Consider the following 18,764-nt stretch of genomic DNA (forward strand, 5'->3'; position numbering starts at 1 on the left):
CGGTGACGGCAGCCGAACGTCAGGGCTTGCTGGCGGGCGGCCGGATCAACGGATAGACGGCATATGTCGCGTTGCCGACGATGGCCGTACCCGCCAGCCGATAGCCACGCTTCAGCGCCGCCTCGAGCAGGCTCCTTGTTTCCGGCCGCGTATATTCATCCGGCGTCAGGCTGAGCACGATGACCGCCGGCTGGCTGGCAAGGACGCGCCGCAACTCGAACAGCTGGTCGATTCCCAACGCGTGCTGATAGGCGACCAGCGCCAAGTGCTGGGGAAAGACAAAGCGCGTGGGCAGGCAACTGCGCGTGATCTTGTAAAGCGCAGAGAGCTCCTCGTTCACATAAAGGCACCCGTTGCCGAGGTTGGGTGCGACCAGCGCCGACAGCTGCGCCAATTCGCGTTCGTTGCCGTTCATCTGCACGTCGACCGCAGCGCGCGCGGTCCCGCCGACCAGGCCCAGCCCGATCACCAGCCCGGTCAGCCGCCGCCACCAGCCGACGCTGCCGAACGCGAGCGCAGCAACCAGGCTCAGCGGCATCAGCACCGGCAGGACATAGTGATCGTACCAGATGCCGTAGATCAGGAACCCGGCATAGCTGGCGATGGCCCAGCCCAGCATCCACGCCACCGCGCGCGGCGCCGCTTCGTCCATGCCGGCGCGGCGTCGCCAGACGATGCCGAAACACAGCAGCAGCGGCGATAGCCCGAAAGTCAGCGCGGCGAGCCGCCCCACGGCTTCGAGCAGCGGGTTGGTGTCCCCGAAGATCGACAGGAAATTGGCCTGCACGAACGCGTCGCCGTGGCCCATGGCGGCATAGACGCCCCATGCCGCCACGGTGGGAAGCAGCGCGCTCAGCACCCAGACCACCGCATGGCCGGCGAGCACGAGCAGCGACCGTCCGCGTGACAACCCCAGCCACAGCAGGGTCAGCCCGAAGAAGATGCCTTCGAACATCGCGACATACTTGATCTGCATGGCGATGCCCGCCAGCACCATGATCGCGCAGCCCTCTGCCGTCACGTTCCGGTTGCGCGGCTCGATCACCAGCTTGAGCGTCCATGCCGCGGCCATGGCCATCGGCAGGTCGTAGAACACCGGCGACTGGCCCCCGACCCCGCCGAACACCAGCAGCCATGCCGGATAGACCGCAGCACCGGCCAGTGCCGGCCAGAACGACGTCGCCCGCCGGGCCATGGCAAACAGCAGCGAACTGGTCAGGATGACCGATATCGTCGCCATGATCTGGTAGCCCCACACCGCATCGGCAAATAACCGGCAGGCGGCGGCATAGATCAGGAACAGGCCGATCGGCTTGCGGTCCCAGATATCGACGTAGGGCAGGCTGCCGTGGAGCATCCGGTCGCCGACCATGAGATAGAATTGCTCGTCGATATTGACCACCGGATCGCCGAAAATCCAAGCTCTGGTCGCCAGCGTGAACAGCGCGAGGATGAGGAACGCCTTGAGCGTTTCCGGCAGGCCGTGCCACAAGCCGGGTCTGGGGAGCGGAGCTTCCATGGCGACCGAACTCACGCCCCAATCCCCGCCGAACCGTTTTGCACAAGCGACCTCATCTGGTGGCGACCGACATTCCGTCGGTCCGCTGACGACAGGTCATCTGTTCACCACTGCCCGGCGCAGCCCCTTCCGGCGAAAGCCGATAGCCGGCGCGCGCCATCAGGGTTCCGGCAATGCAGGCGACCTGCCCCCCGGCGGACCGGATAGTGGATCGGCGGTGCGCTGCAACCCGAATTTCGGTGCCGTCCGGTTTCGCCGAGAGCGACGGACCCGAGCAGGCTTGCCCAGGGCGCCATTTTCAGCCAATCCGCGGCCGTGCTGTCCACTCTGCTTCAACGCGCCATGCTCGCTGCCGCGCGCCGCCCGCTCACTACGCTCGCATCGATCGGCTTTCTGGTCGCGCTCGCGCTCGCCTACACGATCGTGGCGTTCGACATCACCACCGATACCGGTGACCTGATCTCGCCCAAGGTGGCGTGGCGACAGAACGACACCGCCGTCGAAAAGGCGTTTCCCGGGCTGCAGGATGCCATTCTGGTCGTCGTCGATGGCCAGACGCCCGAACTCGCCGAGGCCGGGGCCGCGCGCCTCGCCGACGCCCTGACGGCCGACCATCAGCATTTTCAGGTGGTCAAGCGCCCCGACGGCAACGCGTTCCTGGCCAGCGAAGGCCTGATGTTCGCCTCGTTGGCGGAGGTGAAGGACACCACCCAGCGCCTGATCGATGCCCAGCCGCTGCTTGGCGCGCTGGCCGCCGATCCTTCGTTGCGCGGCGTGGCGACGGCCATCGATACCGCCGCGACCGGCGCGGCCACCGATGGCGATGCTGCCGCAACCGCCCGGCTCGAGCAACCGCTGGCGCAACTGGCGCAGGCGATCGATGCGCGGCTGGCCGGGAAGACCGCCTGGTTTTCGTGGCAGCGGCTGTTCTCGGGCAGCAAGGGCCAGCTCGCCCCGCCGACCCGGCGCCTGGTGCTGGCGCAACCCCACCTCGACTTTACCGACCTCCAGCCCGGGTCTGCCGCCGAAGCCGCGCTGCAAGGCCACATCGCCGCGCTGCACCTCGATGCGGCGCACGGACTGAAGACCGGAATCACCGGCGAGGTCATGCTCGCCGACGAGGAATTCGGGACCATCCGCGACAACATCGGCATGGTCGGATTGCTGATGGTCGCGGCGATGGTGGCAACGTTGTGGCTGGCCACGCGCTCGGCCCGGATGGTCGGGGCGATCCTGCTCACGGTGTTCGCCGGGCTGATCATCACGCTGGCGCTGGGCCTGCTCGCGATCGGCCGGCTGAACCTGATCTCGGTGGCGTTCATCCCGTTGTTCGTCGGCCTCGGCGTCGATTTCGGCATCCAGGTCGGCGTGCGCTTCAACGCCGAGCGCCGCGAGGATGCCGAACCGCTGGGCGCGCTCGAACGCACCGCTATGGCCATCGGCGAACCGTTGCTGATGGCGGCGGCGGCGATCTTCCTGGCGCTGGGCGCATTCCTGCCCACCGACTACATCGGCATCGCCGAACTGGGCGTGATCGCCGGCGTCGGCATGATCATCGCGCTCGTGCTCAATGTCACGATGCTGCCCGCGCTGCTGGTCAAGCTGAACCCGGCGGTCCCCACACAGCCCGTCGGCTGGGCGGGTGCCGCCCCGGTCGACCGCTGGCTGGGCCGCAACCGCCGGGCGGTGCTGGCCTCGTTCGCGCTGGCGATGGTGCTGTCGATCGCCGGGCTGCACTGGGTGAAATTCGATTTCAATCCCTTGCACTTGCGTGATCCGCACACGCCCGGGATGCTGGCGCTGGCCGATCTGATGCGCGATCCCGATCGCACGCCCAACACCATCACCGTGATGACCGCCGATCTCGCGTCCGCCGACCGGATGGCGCAGCGGCTGTCGCGCCTGCCCGAAGTGGCGCAGGCAACCACGCTGTCCAGTTTCCTGCCCGACGACCAGCCTGCCAAGCTGGCGCTGATCCAGGATGCCGGCCTGCTGCTCGATCCCGCGATCAATCCGTTCGACCTGCCCCAGCCCGTCGACGATCGATCGACACAGGCGGAACTCGGCAAAGCCGTGGCGGCATTGCGCGATCTGGCCGTCAAGCGCCCGGGCGCCTTGGGCACGGCCGCAGCCCACCTCGCCACCAGCTTTGCGCGGCTGTCCGCCGCGTCACCCCAGCAGCGCGAGCAAGTTGCGACGATACTGGTCGAGCCGCTGACCGTCAGCCTCAACGCAATTCGCGCCTCGATGCAGGCCGGCGAGGTTTCCCGCGACACCCTGCCGCCCGAGATGGCGGCGGACTGGGTGGCCAGGGACGGCAAGGCGCTGGTGCAGGTGACGCCATCGGGCGACAGCATGGACAATGCCGTGCTGGAACATTTCACCGCCGCCGTCCGCAAGGTCGCGCCAGAGGCGACCGGCCTGCCGGTTTCCACGCAGGAAGCCGCGCGAACCGTCGCCCGCGCGTTCATCGATGCCGGGGTGCTGGCGCTGATGCTGGTCAGCCTGCTGCTGTACGCGGTGCTGCGCAGTGTGCGCGAAGTGGCGTTCACCCTCGCGCCGGTGGTGCTGTCGGGCTTTCTCACGCTGGGGACCTGCGTGGTGATCGGCCAGCCGCTCAACTTTGCCAACATCATCGCCTTTCCCCTGCTGTTCGGCGTCGGCGTCGCGTTCCACATCTATTTCGTGATGGCGTGGCGCAGCGGGGTCAGCGACCTGTTGCAGTCCAGTCTGGCCCGCGCCGTGGTGTGCAGTGCCCTGGCGACCGGCAGCGCATTCGGCGCGCTGTGGTTCTCGCATCACCCCGGCACCGCCAGCATGGGGCTGATCCTGATGATCTCGCTGATCTGGACGCTGGTCTGCGCGCTGATCTTCGAGCCTGCCCTGCTGGGGCCGGTCGAGCACGCGCCCGCCGGCAAACCCGCGCCGGCCGCAAACTGATCGAACCGGCTGCGGGGTAATTCTGCCGGCGTTCTTCGAACTTACGCAAAACCATCGCGGTCCTGTCACTTGACCGCTCTAGCTCCCCTCGCACGTGCAGCATCTGCGTCGTCTCCGGGGGCCTTTCATGATCTATCGTTCAGCGTTGCGTTCCACTCTGTCGATATGGGCGATGGTTGCTGCCACGGCGGCCGTTCCGTCGTTTGCGCAAATCGCGCCGGCGGCAGCGGACGCTCCGGCAGCCGATGATTCATCCGGCGAGGCGCTGACCGAATCGATCATCGTGACCGCCAAATCGACGCGTTCGGCCACGGAGATCCCCGCGTCCGAGATCCAGAAGATCCTGCCGGGCGTTTCGCCGCTGAAGGCGATCGAGACGCTGCCCGGCGTCGACATCACCGGCTTGTCGACGGTTTCGGTCGGATCGGCAACGAACAGCTATTCGGCCTACCCGATCCCGCCGCGCCAGTTCTTCGTCACGCTGTCGGCCGCGTTCTGATCATGGCCGATCGCGGGGTCAGCCGCCGAGACGTGATCGGCGGCGCGGCGGCATTGGCGGCCGTCCCGCTGGCCGGGCCGGTGCGCGCGGGCGCATCCGTCCGAACCGTGCCGCTGGTGCTCGGCCATCGCGGCGCGTGCGCGCACCGGCCCGAACACACGCTGGCCAGCTATGCCCGCGCGATTGCCGATGGCGCCGATTTCGTCGAACCCGACCTCGTGGCGACGCGCGATGGCGTGCTGGTGGCCCGGCACGAGAACAACATCGCCGAAACCACCGACGTTGCCACGCACGCGGAATTCGCCACGCGCAAGGCGACCCGGTCGATCGACGGCGAAACGGTCACCGGCTGGTTCACCGAAGACTTCACGCTGGCCGAACTCAAGACGTTGCGCGCGAAGGAACGACTTGGCGCGTTCCGGCCGGAAAGCCAGGCATACGACGGCGAATTCCAGATCGTCACGTTCGCCGAAATGATCGACTTCGTCGCTGCGGAGGCCGCGACCCGGGGCCGCTCGATCGGGATCATTCCCGAACTCAAGCACTCGACCTATTTCGCCGGGATCGGCCTGCCGCTGGAACAGCGGTTCGTCGACGAGCTGGCGATGCACAGCTATCTGGGCCGCGCGCCGGTCATCGTCCAGAGCTTCGAGATCGCCAATCTGCTCTGGCTGCGGACGCGTCTGGCGGGCCGCAACAACGTCCGGCTGATGCAGCTGACCGAAAACGGGGCGATCCCCGCCGACCGCGCGGCTGCCGGCGACAATCGCACATGGCGGCAACGGCTGACACCCGCCGGGATCGACGAGATCGCGCGCTACGCCGATTTCATCGCGCCGAATTTCCGCGACCTCGTCCCGCAAGCGGCAGACGGCAAACTCGGCTCGCCGACGCCGCTGCCAAGCCAGGCCCATCGCAGCGGACTGCTGGTCGGGACCTGGACGTTCCGGCCCGAAAACCGCTATCTCGCTGCAGATTTTCGCGATGCAGCGGGCGATACGGCGCGCAACCCGGCGGGCAGCGTGGCCGAAATCCGGCACTATCTGGCGGCGGGCGTCGATGCCTTCTTCACCGATGACCCGGCCCTGGGGCGCCTTGCAGTCGATCCCTGATCGCCACATCCTGGCGGAGGGCCAGGCTAGCCGGCGACAGGTCCGGCGACCACATCGTCGGGCGAGCCATCACCGCCGGTTGCGCGCAAGGCGGTCGCTTCGAGAACGGCGGCCGCGTGTTCGAGCGCGCTCTCGGCCACGATCGAGCGCACCGGCCGCGCGCGAATCACGCGGGCGAACTCGACCAGCATCAACCGTTCGGCGGCGGACAGTTCGGGTATCGAACAGGGATCGGGCCCGGCGCGATCCGGCCCGACGCGATCGGATGACGCAAATCCGTCCTGATGATCGTCGTCCGACTTCATGCGCAGCCCGAAACCCTTGCACGGCAGCCATCCGCAGGCGTTCCCTGAACGGCGGCACCTTTTTGACCCAGTGTGATGGTATCGTTACTATATTGCAGTTCCGGGACTCGTCCGATGTGCGGTCGCCGGTGCCGCCCCGTTCCTCGAACCCTCAACCACCATGCCGGATCCGCCACGATCGCGCGGCGGTGTCGTCGCTGCATGGGCAGCGGTGGCCACCCGACCTGATGGCCGGGCGCTCTACAGGCAGGGAAACGCGGTCGCGTGGGCTTGCGTCACGCCGCCGGACAACCCCTGCCACAGCGCGCGGTTGAACTTCGCAGTGTCGAGGCGGTCTTCGTGGCGGAAGTCCTGCCCGGCCATGGCCGCCGTCCAGTAGGCAGCGTCGTGGTTGGGGCAAGGTTGCGCCGCCGCCACCAGCCGGTCGCGCGGGATCGGCAGCTTCGTGGTCGCCAGCACGCCCGCCGCGCGCGCGGTGTAGGCCCAGTCGTGCGCCACGGTATCGAACACGTCGACCATCGGCAGCGCCAGCGCATCGTTGAGGCCCAGCGGCTTCAGCCCCAGCACGCTGCCGATCGTGCGCAGCATGCTGACCGTGTCATAGCGCGTGGAAACAACCGCCTGCCGGCGCACATAGGGTCCGACGACAAAGGCGATGCTGCGCCGGGCATCGACATGATCGGCGCCGTTCTGCGCATCGTCCTCGATGATGAACACCAGCGTATCGTTGCGGAACTTGCTGGTGCTGATCGCTTCGATGACCATGCCCACGGCGAAATCGTTGTCGGCCATCTGCGTTTCGACGGTATCGACGCCATCGATCGCATCCTTGAAATCGCCGAAGTGATCGTGGCTCAGCCGCAGCAGCGTGAGCGCGGGCATGGCGTTGCGCTTTTGCTGGCCGGCAAATTCGCGCAGCCATTCCTTGGCCAGCCAGAAATCGGGAAACTTCTGATCGAACCCCCGGAAATAGGGATCGCTGCGCGTCGCCAGCAGCCTGTCGGCGGGGGTGTAGATGTGCTGCCCGGTCTTGAACGGCTCGCGCACCAGCGGCACCGCGCCCGGCAGGCCGGTGTCATAGACCGAGGCATCGGAAAACCCGTAGTTGCGCACCGACAGCCCGGCCTTGATCGCGGCGTTCCACAAGAAGCCCTGCCCCTGTTCGTCGTCATCGTCGCCATCGGGTGCGGTGAGCAGCGCAGAGCCCGGCAGCAGGTCGCGATCGACCGGGACTTGCGGGTTGGTGGCGTGGCGCTCGGCCGGGGTCTGCGACGTGGCAATGAAGCGGTCGACTTCCTCGGCTTCATAGGCCAGCCCGCGCTGGGCATAGTTCACCGGCGCGGTCTTTTCGAGCAGGTCGGGCACGCGACCGGCGGTGGTCCAGGTCCAGCCGGTGCTCGACTGTTCGCCGCTGTCGTAGAAATTGTCGAGCGTCACGAACTGTTCGGCCAGCGCATGATGGTTGGGCGTCAGCCGCCGGCCCAGGATCGCCAGCGAGGGATCGCCGTTGCCGATGGGCAGGTCGCCCAGCACCTGATCGTACGTGCGGTTCTCCTTCACGATGAACACCACGTGGCGGATCTTCTTGCGCAACGCGGCTATCCGCGCCTGCGCTGCCGCGCGCGATGCCGTGGCCGACAGCCCGATGTTGTCGGCCACCTGCAGCGTCGTCTTCACCAGCGCGCCCGCGTCGGGCATCGGGAACTGCAGCAACCCGGCTTTTTCGAGCTGGAAGATATACTGGTTGGCAGCACCGCACGCGTTGGCCTGCGCCTTGACCGTGGCATTCTTGGGTGGGCAGCCCTGCGGGTTGGGACCGGGCGGGCTCTTGCGGTTGGCGACGAACACGTGCCGCCCGTCGCGGCTGGCGGCCACCGCGCTGGGATACCAGCCGGTCGGCACCAGCCCCTCGACTTCGGCACCGGTGGCGGTCGCGCGCACGATCGCGAGCGCGTTGATGCCGCCCATCGTCACCAGCAGCCGCCCATCGGGCAGTTGCGCCAGCGCGTTGGGGTTGGTGCCCTTGCCCGGCAGAACCGCCATCTGCGCAGGCATGCCCAGCCGTGGTTCGGCGACAAGCCGGCCGGTGCCGGTAGCGACGATGGCGATGCGGTCGGCATTGTCCTGCGTCGCATAGAGCCGCCCGGCACGCGCATCGAACAGCAGCGCGGTGGGTTCCCCCAGCATGGCAATCCGGGCGGTGACGTCCACCGAGCCGGCGTTTACCGCCAGCCGCACGATCTGCCGGTCGCGTGGCGCGGAAACATACGCGGTCGCATTGTCGGTCCACACGATCGCGAACGGGTTCTCACCGCCGGCCACGCCCGACTGGCGCGGATCGACCTTGCCCGGTCGCATGTCCCGCTCGGCGATAACGGTGCCGGTGGCCAGATCGATCAGCGACACCGAATCGTTGTAGTAATTGGCGACGAGCACGCGCCGTCCATCGGGGCTGACGGCCACACCCGCCGCCTGCGGCTTCACGTCAAAGCCATTGCCGCCGGGATGGCCGAGCTTGATCGGCGCGCCGGCGACCGCGAAGCCGCCCGCGCCGCGCACGAAGCGATGGACGACATCGTCCACGCCGCCGCCGACCACGAAGCCCGAACCATCGGGCAGCCAGTCGACACCCGAATAGCTGTTGGGGACAGTCAGCGTCTGCAGCCAGTGGCTGCCCGCATCGTCGACGGCATAGACGAACAGATACTGGTTGGACTGGTCGGGCAGGATCGCGCCATCGGCGCCGTTGACGCGATTGAAGCCGCTGGTCAGCATCAGCATGGTCCGGCCATCGGGGCTCATCGCCATGGCCGAGGCACCATCGGCGAGCGTATCGGGCCGTGGCCCGGTCCGCGCGACCAGCGGTTCGAACCGCGCACCGGGCGCCGCCAGCGGAGTCAGCGCCTGCCCGGTCGGGAGCATCGGCGCCGGTGCGGGTGGGGAAGCGAGCGCCTGGCCCGATACCATGGATGAGGCTGTGCCCAGCAGCAGCGCGAACAGGAACCTCATCGAACACCTCGTTTCACGCGGTCGTGTTGCTTTTTGGGCCGGTGCCGCACCGGCGTTGGCCGAACCAGCACTAAACGCATCGCCGACCCTGCGGAAGCGAACGCGGAGCGGGTTCGCAAGATCCCGCCCCGCATCCGCAACGGCCTACATCTTGATATTGGCTTCCACACCGAACGTGCGGAAATCGTTGTAGAAGCCGGTGACCCCGGAGGTCGGCGAGCCGGACTTGTAGAACAAGTGCTGTTCGTTGGTCAGGTTGCGCGCCCACACCGCGACGGTCAACTTCGCACCGGTGCCGCCCATGTCGATATCGGCAATCGCCAATCGACCGTTGAACACCAGCCCATGCTCGCCCTTGGGCTGCGCAAAGCGCACCGCGCGGGTCACCGGATCGTACGTGGTGTCGGTGTAGTTGGCGTAGTAGCCGGAGTCATAGTTGCCATCGAAGTGTCCACGGAAGGTGAACCCGTTGCCTGGGATCTCGTAATCGATCGAGCCACTGGCCGCGTACTTGGGGGTATAGACCTGGTAGATCGGCACCGGCACGGTGATGAACACCCCGCCCGTCTGCGGGAAGGGGTTCAGCGTGTTGGGGATCTTCACGCTGTTATAGGCATAGCTGGCGGTCAGCGTCAGGCCGGTGACCGGGGCGAGCGTGAACTCGGCCTCGATGCCCTTGAGCCGACCGGTGCCTGGCGCATTGACGGTGTTGGTGGTGGTACGCGTTGTCGCCACGCGCACGCCGTTGATCACATCCTCGTACAACCCGCTGAAGTCGAGCTGGATGTCCTTGTACCGGCCGGTATAGGCGGCCACGTTAAGCCGCGCGCGGCGGTTCCAGAACTCCGTCTTGGCGCCGATCTCGAACATCGAGACGGTTTCGGGATTGAACGTCTGGTAGCTGAGCGAGCGCGAGTTGGCGCCGCCCGATTTGTAGCCGGTGCTCCACTTGCCGTAAAAGTGAATGTCGCGCGATGCGTCGATCGCCAGATTGACCATCGGATCGAAGCGCGACCACGACGCATTGAGCGGGATCGGCCCGACCACGTTCGTGCCGTTGACCGGCAGAATCGGAGCTGCCCCGTTGACGATGTCGAGCGCGCCCTCCTTCTTGTCGTGGGTATAGCGGCCGCCTGCGGTCAGGTGGATCGCATCGTCGAGCAGCGGCGGCGTGTAAGTCGCCTGGCCATAGGCACCGATGCTGGTGGTCTTGACGTGGCTCGCACGATCGAGCGGCTGGGTGTCGAGATTGTAGTTGCGCAAGGTGTAGCCGATGCCCGCCGCATCGGCGAACACGTTGGTGTTGACCGTCTGCGCGTTGTCCGAAACCTTTTCCTGATAATACAAGGCGCCGAACGCGAACTGCAGCCGGTCGAGCTCGCCCACGGCCTGCAGTTCCTGACTGAACTGGTGCTGCTTGAACTTGGCGAGGCTGTAGCGCGAGAATGCGAAGCCGACGAAGCTGCCGGTGGGGTTGGCCGTGGTCAGCGGTTGCTGCAGCGACGGCACCGCATTGCCGTTGTCGAACTGGCTCTGGCGCAGCGTGCGATACGATGTGATCGACTTCAGCGTCACTTGCGGGGCGATGTGCCAATCGAGACCGAGGCGCACGCCGTGCGTGTTACCGATTCCGGGCTGTTCGGGAGAGCCGACTACGGCGGTCGAGGCGCGAGTCGGCTGGACCGGGCCGATCGCGGCGAGCTTGTTGGGTGCAAGCGCCGGTGCCGTGGCGGTAGCGGCCAGGCCGGTGCCGGGCGAAATCAGCTGCAGGTACAGCGTGGTGGTCGCATCGTACGACGCATCGTATGACAGATCGGCGCTGAAGTTGGGCGCCGGCTTCCACAGCACTTCGCCGTGGATGCCGCGCTTGTCATAGGCGTTGAAGTCCGAAGCGCCGGCCAGCGGGTTCTTCACCATGCCGCCACGATGGCTGACGATCCCATCGAGCTTGACGCTCAGATTGGCGAATTCAGGCAGATCGACATGGACTTCACCCTTGTAGCTGCCGTAGTTTCCGGCACCCACGGTGGCGTTGACCTTATATTCACCGCTCGGCCGCTTGGTCACGATGTTGACTGCGCCGCCTTCGGTGTTGCGGCCGAACAGCGTGCCTTGCGGGCCTTTGAGCACTTCGATGTTGGCGACGTCAAACAGTGCTGAGCCAAGCCCTTGGGCGCGGCCGAGGTAGACCCCGTCGATGTAGATGCCCACGCCCTGATCGCGCGCCGGCTGGTTGGAATCCGACAGCACACCCACCCCGCGGACGTTGATGATCAGCGCGCTGGGGCGCGAAAAGAACGGCGCGATGCGCAGCGAGGGCACCGCGCCGTCCCCCAGATCGAGCAGCGACTGGGCGTGGCGGTTGGTCAGGTCGTCAGCACCGAGCACCGAAATCGCGATCGGCGTCTGCTGCAGGTTTTCGGGGCGCTTCTGCGCGGTCACGATGATTTCGCCCAGCCCGCTGGCCGCCCCGTCTGCCGCGGCTGCCGCATCGGCGGTCACTGCGGATGGCGCAGCGGCGGACGCGCCGCTATCCGTATCGGTGGTCGCGGCCATCGCCGTGGTCGAAACGCCGGCCAGCATGACCGGAACGACGCGCGTGATGAAAGTCCTGAAAACGCGTTGCATCTAAGCCCCCTTGAAAATCGCAAAGGGAGCGCCCGCCGAACGCGCGCACGCGCCGACTTCGCCCCCCAACCCGAGGCGGCGGTAGGGGCCAAGTGCGACGGCTGCGTGTCCGATTGAAGTAGGTTCGATGACACATCCGCTTTCCGCGTCACGCGAATGACGCCGTTGGCACGCGACGGACACCGAACCAACCGAACCGGATGCGAAAGGAACCGGGCCGAAGTGAGCGGGTGATGTGGGCGAGCATGTGGCGGGCGGGAGAGGGCGGGCGCGCAACTTGCGGGCCCGCACGGGGCGGGCAATGCCCACGGCGGCGCGGCGACGCGATCGCCACCGTTGACAGCCGCAGCAGCCAGGACATCCGTCCGAGCCGACAACGCCCCTAGCGTGACGGATATTGCGGAGATCGGGACAGCCAAAGCAGCCCCGACGATGCGAGGGGAACGGGCGATCGCCCTAAACGAGCTTGGCGGCGCCGTTGCCCAGTTCGCCGAAGTAGCGCGCCATGGCATCCGCCGCCTTTTCGGTGAGGGTGATGAACGCGCGGCGCCGGTCAGTTTCATCGTCCACCCGCTGGAGCAGCCCGACGTCGGTCATCTGCCCGATCCAGCGCAGCGCGGTGGTGGGCGGAACACCCGAGGCGATGCACAGCGAAGTCACCGACACGCGGATATGTTCGGCGCGCGCGGCAGTGAGGTCGAGCAGCATGTCCCACGCCGGATCGGCGAACAGCTCACCTTCGAAGAAGCGCGCGCGCAACTGGCGCTGCCGGATCACGCGCCGGATCAGGCGCGGATCGGGCAGCGGATGGCGCGATGCGCGCACCAGCCGGTCGGTGGCCGGATCGGCAGCGGCGGCGTGAAGCGGAGCAGCGGTGTAGCCCGGCGCGGGCGAGCGGAAGCGGAAGGCCGATGGATCGTCGTCCCCATTGCGATCGTCATCGCCATCATCACAGCCAGCGCCAGCATCGAAGCTGCCCCGCATCGCATTGCCGAGACCAGGACCATGGCCGCCGCCATTCGCAAAAGGACCGCCGCCCGAAAGGCTGTCGAGCTTCTGTGCGATCTGGGTGACCTGTTCGGTCAGGCGCAACAGCGCGAGGCGTTCGTCCTCACCCAGTTCGCGCACGCGCGCACCGGCGCCGCGCGCCATGATGCGGCCCAGCGCGATCATCCGTTCGGCGCGGCTGGGGGTGACGAGAATCTGCGCGTCGGACTGGTCGAGGCAGCCGAACACATCGTCCAGCGAACCGATGCTGGTGGACACCACCATTTGCGCCCCGCATTGCGCAACGCGCATGTCGAGCCGCGACAGCGCCGCCATCTCAGCCCCGTCGATCACCGGGCAATCGACCAGCACGAGATCGCCCAGCTTGTATTCAACCGGCCCCACTTGGTCTGCCCGCGCGTCATCTGGCCGCAACTCGTCTGGCCGCGATTGGTCGGACAGCAGCAGTTGCGCCAAGTCGGTGGCCTGCGCCACACGCAGCCCGGCCGCTGCCGCATCCTCCGCGATTTCGGCGCGCAAATAGCTGCGATCGGCAAAGATCGAAACCACCAGCGGCTGCGTCCCAAAATCGTTGGCGGGGTCGCGGTCGAACCGGTACGCAGCGGTGCTCATCAGCCTTGACCTCCGATCGCGGGCCACGCCGGGCTGAACGCGACACCGATGCGGCGCCATGTGCCTTTGCGTAACGTTTCCGCGCCAGAACAGGCGTAGAACAAAAAGGGTTCAGGTCAAGATCAGAAACTTCGGTTTTGGATCAATGACCGATCTCGATCGGGGTGCCATCGGGCACAAGCTCCCACAATTCCTCAATTTCGGCATCGTCGAGCGCGATGCAGCCATCGGTCCAGTCGCCCGTCACCCGGCCATGGGTACCGTTGGGCTGGCCATGGATGAAGATCTGCCCGCCGGGCGCGCGACCCGCCGCGCGCGCCAGCGCGGTGTCGCGCGAATCGGGATACGTGATGTGCAGCGAGAGGTGATAGCTGCTGGAAGGATTGCCGTAATCGATGGTGTAGCGGCCTTCGGGGGTGCGCCCGTCGCCTTGGAAATGCTTGGGGCCCACCGGCTGCTCGCCCAGCTGGATGTGATCGTAGGTGCGCACCACGCGGCCGCCGGCCTGCAATATCAGCTGGCGCGCGGCCTTGTGCACCACGACCAGATCGACCTCGGCCGATGGCTCGCCCGCGTCGGCAACTTGCGCCGACGCCTGCATCGCGCCCGCGCCTGCCACTGCCATCGCCAGCGGCAGCACCCGGCGCGGCAGCCGCATGGTCAATCCACGAACGGATCGCGCACGAGGATGGTGTCCTCGCGCTCGGGGCTGGTGGAAACCAGCGCGACCGGCGTTTCGATCAGTTCCTGCACGCGCTGGATGTACTTGATCGCCTGCGCCGGCAGGTCGGCCCAGCTGCGCGCGCCGGCGGTGGTGTCCTTCCAGCCGTCCATTTCCTCGTAGATCGGCTCGACCGAGGCCTGGTCGGCCGAATGGCTGGGGAAATAGTCGAGCACTTTGACCACGCCATCGCTGCCGCGCAGGCGGTAGCCGGTGCAGATGCGCACTTTGTCGAACCCGTCGAGCACGTCGAGCTTGGTCAGCGCGATGCCGGTCACGCCCGAAATCGCGCACGACTGGCGCACCAGCACCGCGTCGAACCAGCCGCAGCGGCGCTTGCGCCCGGTGACGGTGCCGAATTCGTGGCCGCGTTCGCCCAGCTTCTGGCCGGTTTCATCCTCCAGCTCGGTCGGGAACGGACCCGATCCCACGCGCGTGGTGTAGGCCTTGACAATGCCGAGCACGAACCCTGTCGAGTTCGGCCCCAGCCCCGATCCGCTGGCAGCGGTGCCGCTGACGGTGTTGGACGAGGTGACGAACGGATAGGTGCCGTGGTCGACATCGAGCAGCACGCCCTGCGCGCCTTCGAACAGGATACGCGCGCCGGCTTTGCGCACTTTTTTCAGGCGCTTCCACACCGGCTGCGCGAACTGCAGCACGAACGGCGCGATCTCGCGCAGCTCCTCGATCAGCGCGGCGCGATCGACCGGCGGCTGGCCGAAGCCGGCGCGCAGCGCATCGTGGTGCGCGCACAGGCGATCAAGCTGGCTGTCGAGCGCATCGAGATGCGCCAGATCGCACACGCGAATCGCGCGGCGACCGACCTTGTCCTCGTACGCGGGGCCGATGCCGCGCCCGGTGGTGCCGATCTTGCCCGCGCCCGCCGCGCCTTCGCGCAACCCGTCGAGATCGCGGTGCAGCGGCAGGATCAGCGGGCAGTTGTCGGCAATCGCGAAGTTTTCCGAATGGATCGTCACGCCCTGCCCGGTCAGCTTCTCGATCTCGGCCTTCAGCGCCCACGGGTCGAGCACCACGCCGTTGCCGATGATCGACAGCGTGCCGCGCACGATGCCCGACGGCAACAGACTGAGCTTGTACACCTCGTTCCCTACGACCAGCGTGTGCCCGGCATTGTGGCCGCCTTGGAAGCGCACGACGGCGTCGGCGCGGCTGGCCAGCCAATCGACGATCTTGCCTTTGCCTTCATCGCCCCACTGGGCGCCGATCACGGTGACGTTGGCCATGGATACACTCCTCCACCCTGCCAGGTGGATCCGGAAAACGCCCTTCGACAGGACTCGGCGTTGCGGATGGTTGGTCGGAGCGAAGGCTCCTGATGCGGTGCGCGCCGTAGGGTGACTGGGCGGCGCAAGTCAAGCCTGTGACAGGTTCACAGCGGCTCCGGCCCGTTGGCGCCCAGCACATGCGTGCAGCCCAGTCGCGCGGCGCCATCGGCAGCGTCGAGCGCGGCGACCGTGCGCCAGCCGATCGAACGCAGCCGCGCGGCAGTCTCGCGGTCGTGGCCCAGCGGCAGGAACACCGCGTCCTGCGGCGCTTCGCTGGCGGCGGCCAGGTCGATCAGCGCGTCGGGATAGAGCGAGAAGCCGGTGGCGACTTCGCCTTCACCCTCACCCGCGATGCGGTACGTGCCGCCACGCCCGACCGCGCCGCGCACGCCCTGTGCATAGAGCATGAAGCCGAACCAGCTCTGGTATTCGAAGCCGTGGCGTTCGCTGGGGTCGAGCGTCAGCCGCGCGGTGCCGTCAAGGCTCGCCGCGATCTGGCGCAAGGCCGCGATCCGGCTGGCAAGCGCCCCGCCCGCATCGATCTCGGCCAGCCGCGCCAGCGCGCTCTCGAACTCGCCTGTAGCGTACAGCAGCGGAACGTAGGCCGCGCCGCCGGCATCGACCAGCCCGCCGGCGTCCTTGGAATCGAGCTCGCGGCGCACCGCGTCGATCTGACCGGGCTGCAACGGCATGGCCTTTTCGGACAGCGTATCGACCAGGTCGGGCAGCGTGAAATCGACGCTGATGCCGTGCGCACCCGCCGCCGCCAGCGCTTCGATCGCCAGCGCGACGATCTCGCTCGCCGCCGCGACATTGTCCACGCCGATCAGTTCGGCGCCGCACTGCAACCGCTCGCGCGCCGGATCGAGGCCCTGCCCCTTGATCGTCAGCACTTGTCCGGAATAGCACAGCCGCAGCGGGCGCGGCGCCTGCACCAGCCGGGTTTCGGCGATGCGGCCCACTTGCGGGGTCATGTCCGATCGCAGCGCCATCATCCGCAGGCTCGACGGATCGACGAAGCGGAACATGCGGCGCGACTGGATGCCGGCCATGCGGCTGGCCAGACTGCGCTCGAACTCGATCATCGGCGGCAGCACGCGGTCGTAACCGTGGCCGTGCATCACGTCCTGGATCGCGCGCATCGCCCGCGTCGCCGCTGCCGCGCTGCGCGGCAGGCGGTCTTCAAGCCCCTCGGGGAGCAGATCGGGGTCGCTGTCGTCCATGATAAATCTTTATTCCCGACCGTCCTGAGCCTGTCGAAGGACTGCCCTTCTTTTGGCGACATAGCGCAAAGCAAAGAAGAAAAGCGATCCTTCGACAAGCTCAGGATGAGCGGAAATTTTAACAACCGGCTCGGGACGAACGGAAGTGAATCCACCCCCGCTCGTCCTGAGCCTGTCGAAGGACGCTCGCCAACGCCTGATCAGAATTCCAGCGCGCGCACGGTCTTCACGCCGGGCAGCGCGCAGGCTTCCTTCATCAGGTCCTGCGGCATCGGGCTGTCGAGCGAGAGCAGCAGCACCGCCTCGCCACCGGCATCGCGCCGGCCGAGGTGGAAGGTGCCGATGTTGATGCCGTTCTGGCCCAGCAGCGTGCCGATGCGGCCGATGAAGCCGGGCGCATCCTCGTTGACGATGTACAGCATGTGCCCGTCGAGATCGGCCTCGATGCCGATGCCGAAGATTTCGACCAGGCGCGGCTGGGTGTTGCCGAACAAGGTGCCCGCGACCGAGCGTTCGCCCTGGCTGGTAGCGACGGTGACGCGCACCAGCGTGTGGTACACGCCTTCGCGGTCATGGCGCACTTCGCGCACGTCCAATCCGCGCTCCTTGGCCAGGAACGGCGCGTTGACCATGTTCACCGTGTCCGAATAGCGACGCATCAGCCCCGCCAGCACCGCGCCGGTGATCGGCTTGATGTTGAGCTGCGCGGCGGCGCCTTCGACCTCGATGCTGATCTTGGTGAGGTTGTCGTGCGCCAGCTGGCCCACCAGGCTGCCCAGGCGCTCGGCCAGCGCCATATAGGGCTTCAACTTCGGCGCTTCCTCGGCCGAAAGCGACGGCATGTTGAGCGCGTTGGTGACCCCGCCGCTGATCAGGTAATCCGACAGCTGCTCGGCCACCTGGATCGCCACGTTGACCTGCGCCTCGTCGGTCGAGGCGCCGAGGTGCGGGGTGGAGATGAAGTTGGGCGTGCCGAACAGCGGCGATTCCTTGGCCGGTTCCTTCACGAACACGTCGAGCGCGGCGCCCGCGATGTGGCCCGAATCGAGCCCGGCCTTCAGCGCAACCTCATCGATCAGCCCACCGCGCGCACAGTTGATGATGCGCACGCCCGGCTTGGTCTTGGCGAGGTTTTCGGCCGACAGGATGTTGCGCGTCTGGTCGGTCAGCGGCGTGTGCAGCGTGATGAAGTCCGCCTTCGCCAGCAGCGTGTCGAGATCGGCCTTCTCCACGCCCATCTCCACCGCGCGTTCGGGGGTGAGGAACGGATCGAACGCCACCACCTTCATGCGCAGCCCCAGCGCGCGGCTGGCGACGATCGAACCGATGTTGCCCGCGCCGATCAGCCCCAGCGTCTTGCCGGTGACTTCCACGCCCATGAAGCGGTTCTTCTCCCACTTGCCGGCTTGGGTCGAGGCGTCCGCCTCGGGCAGCTGGCGGGCGAGCGCGAACATCAGCGCGATGGCGTGTTCGGCGGTGGTGATCGAATTGCCGAACGGGGTGTTCATCACCACGATGCCCTTCACCGATGCAGCGGGGATATCGATGTTGTCCACCCCGATCCCGGCGCGGCCGACAACCTTGAGGTTGGTCGCCTTGGCGATCAGCTCCTTGGTCAGCTTGGTGGTCGAACGGATCGCGAGGCCATCGTACTGGCCGATGATCTCGCCCAGCTCCTCGGGCGTCTTGCCGGTGATGACATCGACATCGCAGCCGCGCTCGCGGAATATCTGCTCGGCCTTGGGGTCCATCTGGTCGGAAATGAGTACGCGGGGCTTGGTCATGGGAAATTCCAATTCAGAAATCGTCATGCTGAACTTGTTTCAGCATCCATCGCGCCACTGGCTCCGGCGGTGCGATGGGAGAAATGGACCCTGAAACAAGTTCAGGGTGACGGATCAT

At 66.9% G+C, this 18,764-nt stretch carries 12 protein-coding genes; 3 read left to right on the forward strand and 9 right to left on the reverse strand.

All coding sequences use genetic code 11. From position 1 onward, the window contains the following. Positions 1 to 19: 19 nt before the first annotated feature. Positions 20 to 1,519, reverse strand: a complete 1,500-nt coding sequence (locus NL2_RS12290) for an ArnT family glycosyltransferase (RefSeq protein WP_068075616.1) — start codon at positions 1,517 to 1,519, stop codon at positions 20 to 22. 315 nt (positions 1,520 to 1,834) lie between these two features. On the opposite strand from NL2_RS12290, the gene NL2_RS12295 reads away from it, so the two are divergent. The 3 genes from NL2_RS12295 to NL2_RS12305 all read left to right on the forward strand — a co-directional run bounded on the left by NL2_RS12295 (position 1,835) and on the right by NL2_RS12305 (position 6,070). After that, complete coding sequence (locus NL2_RS12295; protein ID WP_068075619.1) at positions 1,835 to 4,459, forward strand: MMPL family transporter; 2,625 nt, start codon at positions 1,835 to 1,837, stop codon at positions 4,457 to 4,459. A 127-nt stretch (positions 4,460 to 4,586) separates the two neighbouring features. Further along, complete coding sequence (locus NL2_RS12300; protein WP_157083152.1) at positions 4,587 to 4,958, forward strand: hypothetical protein; 372 nt, start codon at positions 4,587 to 4,589, stop codon at positions 4,956 to 4,958. A 2-nt stretch (positions 4,959 to 4,960) separates the two neighbouring features. Beyond that, positions 4,961 to 6,070 (forward strand): glycerophosphodiester phosphodiesterase family protein, encoded by a 1,110-nt coding sequence (locus tag NL2_RS12305; protein ID WP_068075626.1) that lies wholly within the window; start codon positions 4,961 to 4,963, stop codon positions 6,068 to 6,070. A 26-nt stretch (positions 6,071 to 6,096) separates the two neighbouring features. Here NL2_RS12305 and NL2_RS12310 read toward each other — a convergent pair whose 3' ends face one another. The 8 genes from NL2_RS12310 to serA form a co-directional block, all read right to left on the reverse strand. After that, entirely contained in the window at positions 6,097 to 6,375 is a 279-nt protein-coding gene (locus NL2_RS12310) for a hypothetical protein (RefSeq protein ID WP_068075629.1), read from the reverse strand. Between the two features lie 240 nt (positions 6,376 to 6,615). Next, entirely contained in the window at positions 6,616 to 9,384 is a 2,769-nt protein-coding gene (locus NL2_RS12315; RefSeq protein WP_068075632.1) for a bifunctional YncE family protein/alkaline phosphatase family protein, read from the reverse strand. A 144-nt stretch (positions 9,385 to 9,528) separates the two neighbouring features. Next, positions 9,529 to 12,012 carry a TonB-dependent receptor gene (locus NL2_RS12320; protein WP_068075636.1) on the reverse strand — a complete coding sequence of 828 codons (2,484 nt, stop codon included), beginning with the start codon at positions 12,010 to 12,012 and terminating at the stop codon, positions 9,529 to 9,531. Between the two features lie 456 nt (positions 12,013 to 12,468). Next, positions 12,469 to 13,632 (reverse strand): helix-turn-helix domain-containing protein, encoded by a 1,164-nt coding sequence (locus tag NL2_RS12325; protein WP_068075639.1) that lies wholly within the window; start codon positions 13,630 to 13,632, stop codon positions 12,469 to 12,471. A gap of 142 nt (positions 13,633 to 13,774) precedes the next feature. Beyond that, complete coding sequence (locus NL2_RS12330; RefSeq protein ID WP_068075643.1) at positions 13,775 to 14,290, reverse strand: L,D-transpeptidase family protein; 516 nt, start codon at positions 14,288 to 14,290, stop codon at positions 13,775 to 13,777. Between the two features lie 2 nt (positions 14,291 to 14,292). Then, the gene (locus tag NL2_RS12335; protein WP_068075648.1) at positions 14,293 to 15,597 is read right to left on the reverse strand and encodes an adenylosuccinate synthase; all 1,305 of its coding nucleotides are present in this window, start codon (positions 15,595 to 15,597) and stop codon (positions 14,293 to 14,295) included. A gap of 146 nt (positions 15,598 to 15,743) precedes the next feature. Continuing rightward, the gene (locus NL2_RS12340) at positions 15,744 to 16,862 is read right to left on the reverse strand and encodes an ATP phosphoribosyltransferase regulatory subunit (protein ID WP_068075651.1); all 1,119 of its coding nucleotides are present in this window, start codon (positions 16,860 to 16,862) and stop codon (positions 15,744 to 15,746) included. A gap of 200 nt (positions 16,863 to 17,062) precedes the next feature. Then, positions 17,063 to 18,646: a phosphoglycerate dehydrogenase gene (serA, locus tag NL2_RS12345; RefSeq protein WP_068075654.1), complete on the reverse strand. Its 1,584-nt coding sequence runs from the start codon at positions 18,644 to 18,646 to the stop codon at positions 17,063 to 17,065. Between the last annotated feature and the right edge of the window lie 118 nt (positions 18,647 to 18,764).

This window comes from Novosphingobium lentum NBRC 107847 (genome assembly GCF_001590965.1).
In the GTDB taxonomy this organism is placed as follows: domain Bacteria; phylum Pseudomonadota; class Alphaproteobacteria; order Sphingomonadales; family Sphingomonadaceae; genus Novosphingobium; species Novosphingobium lentum.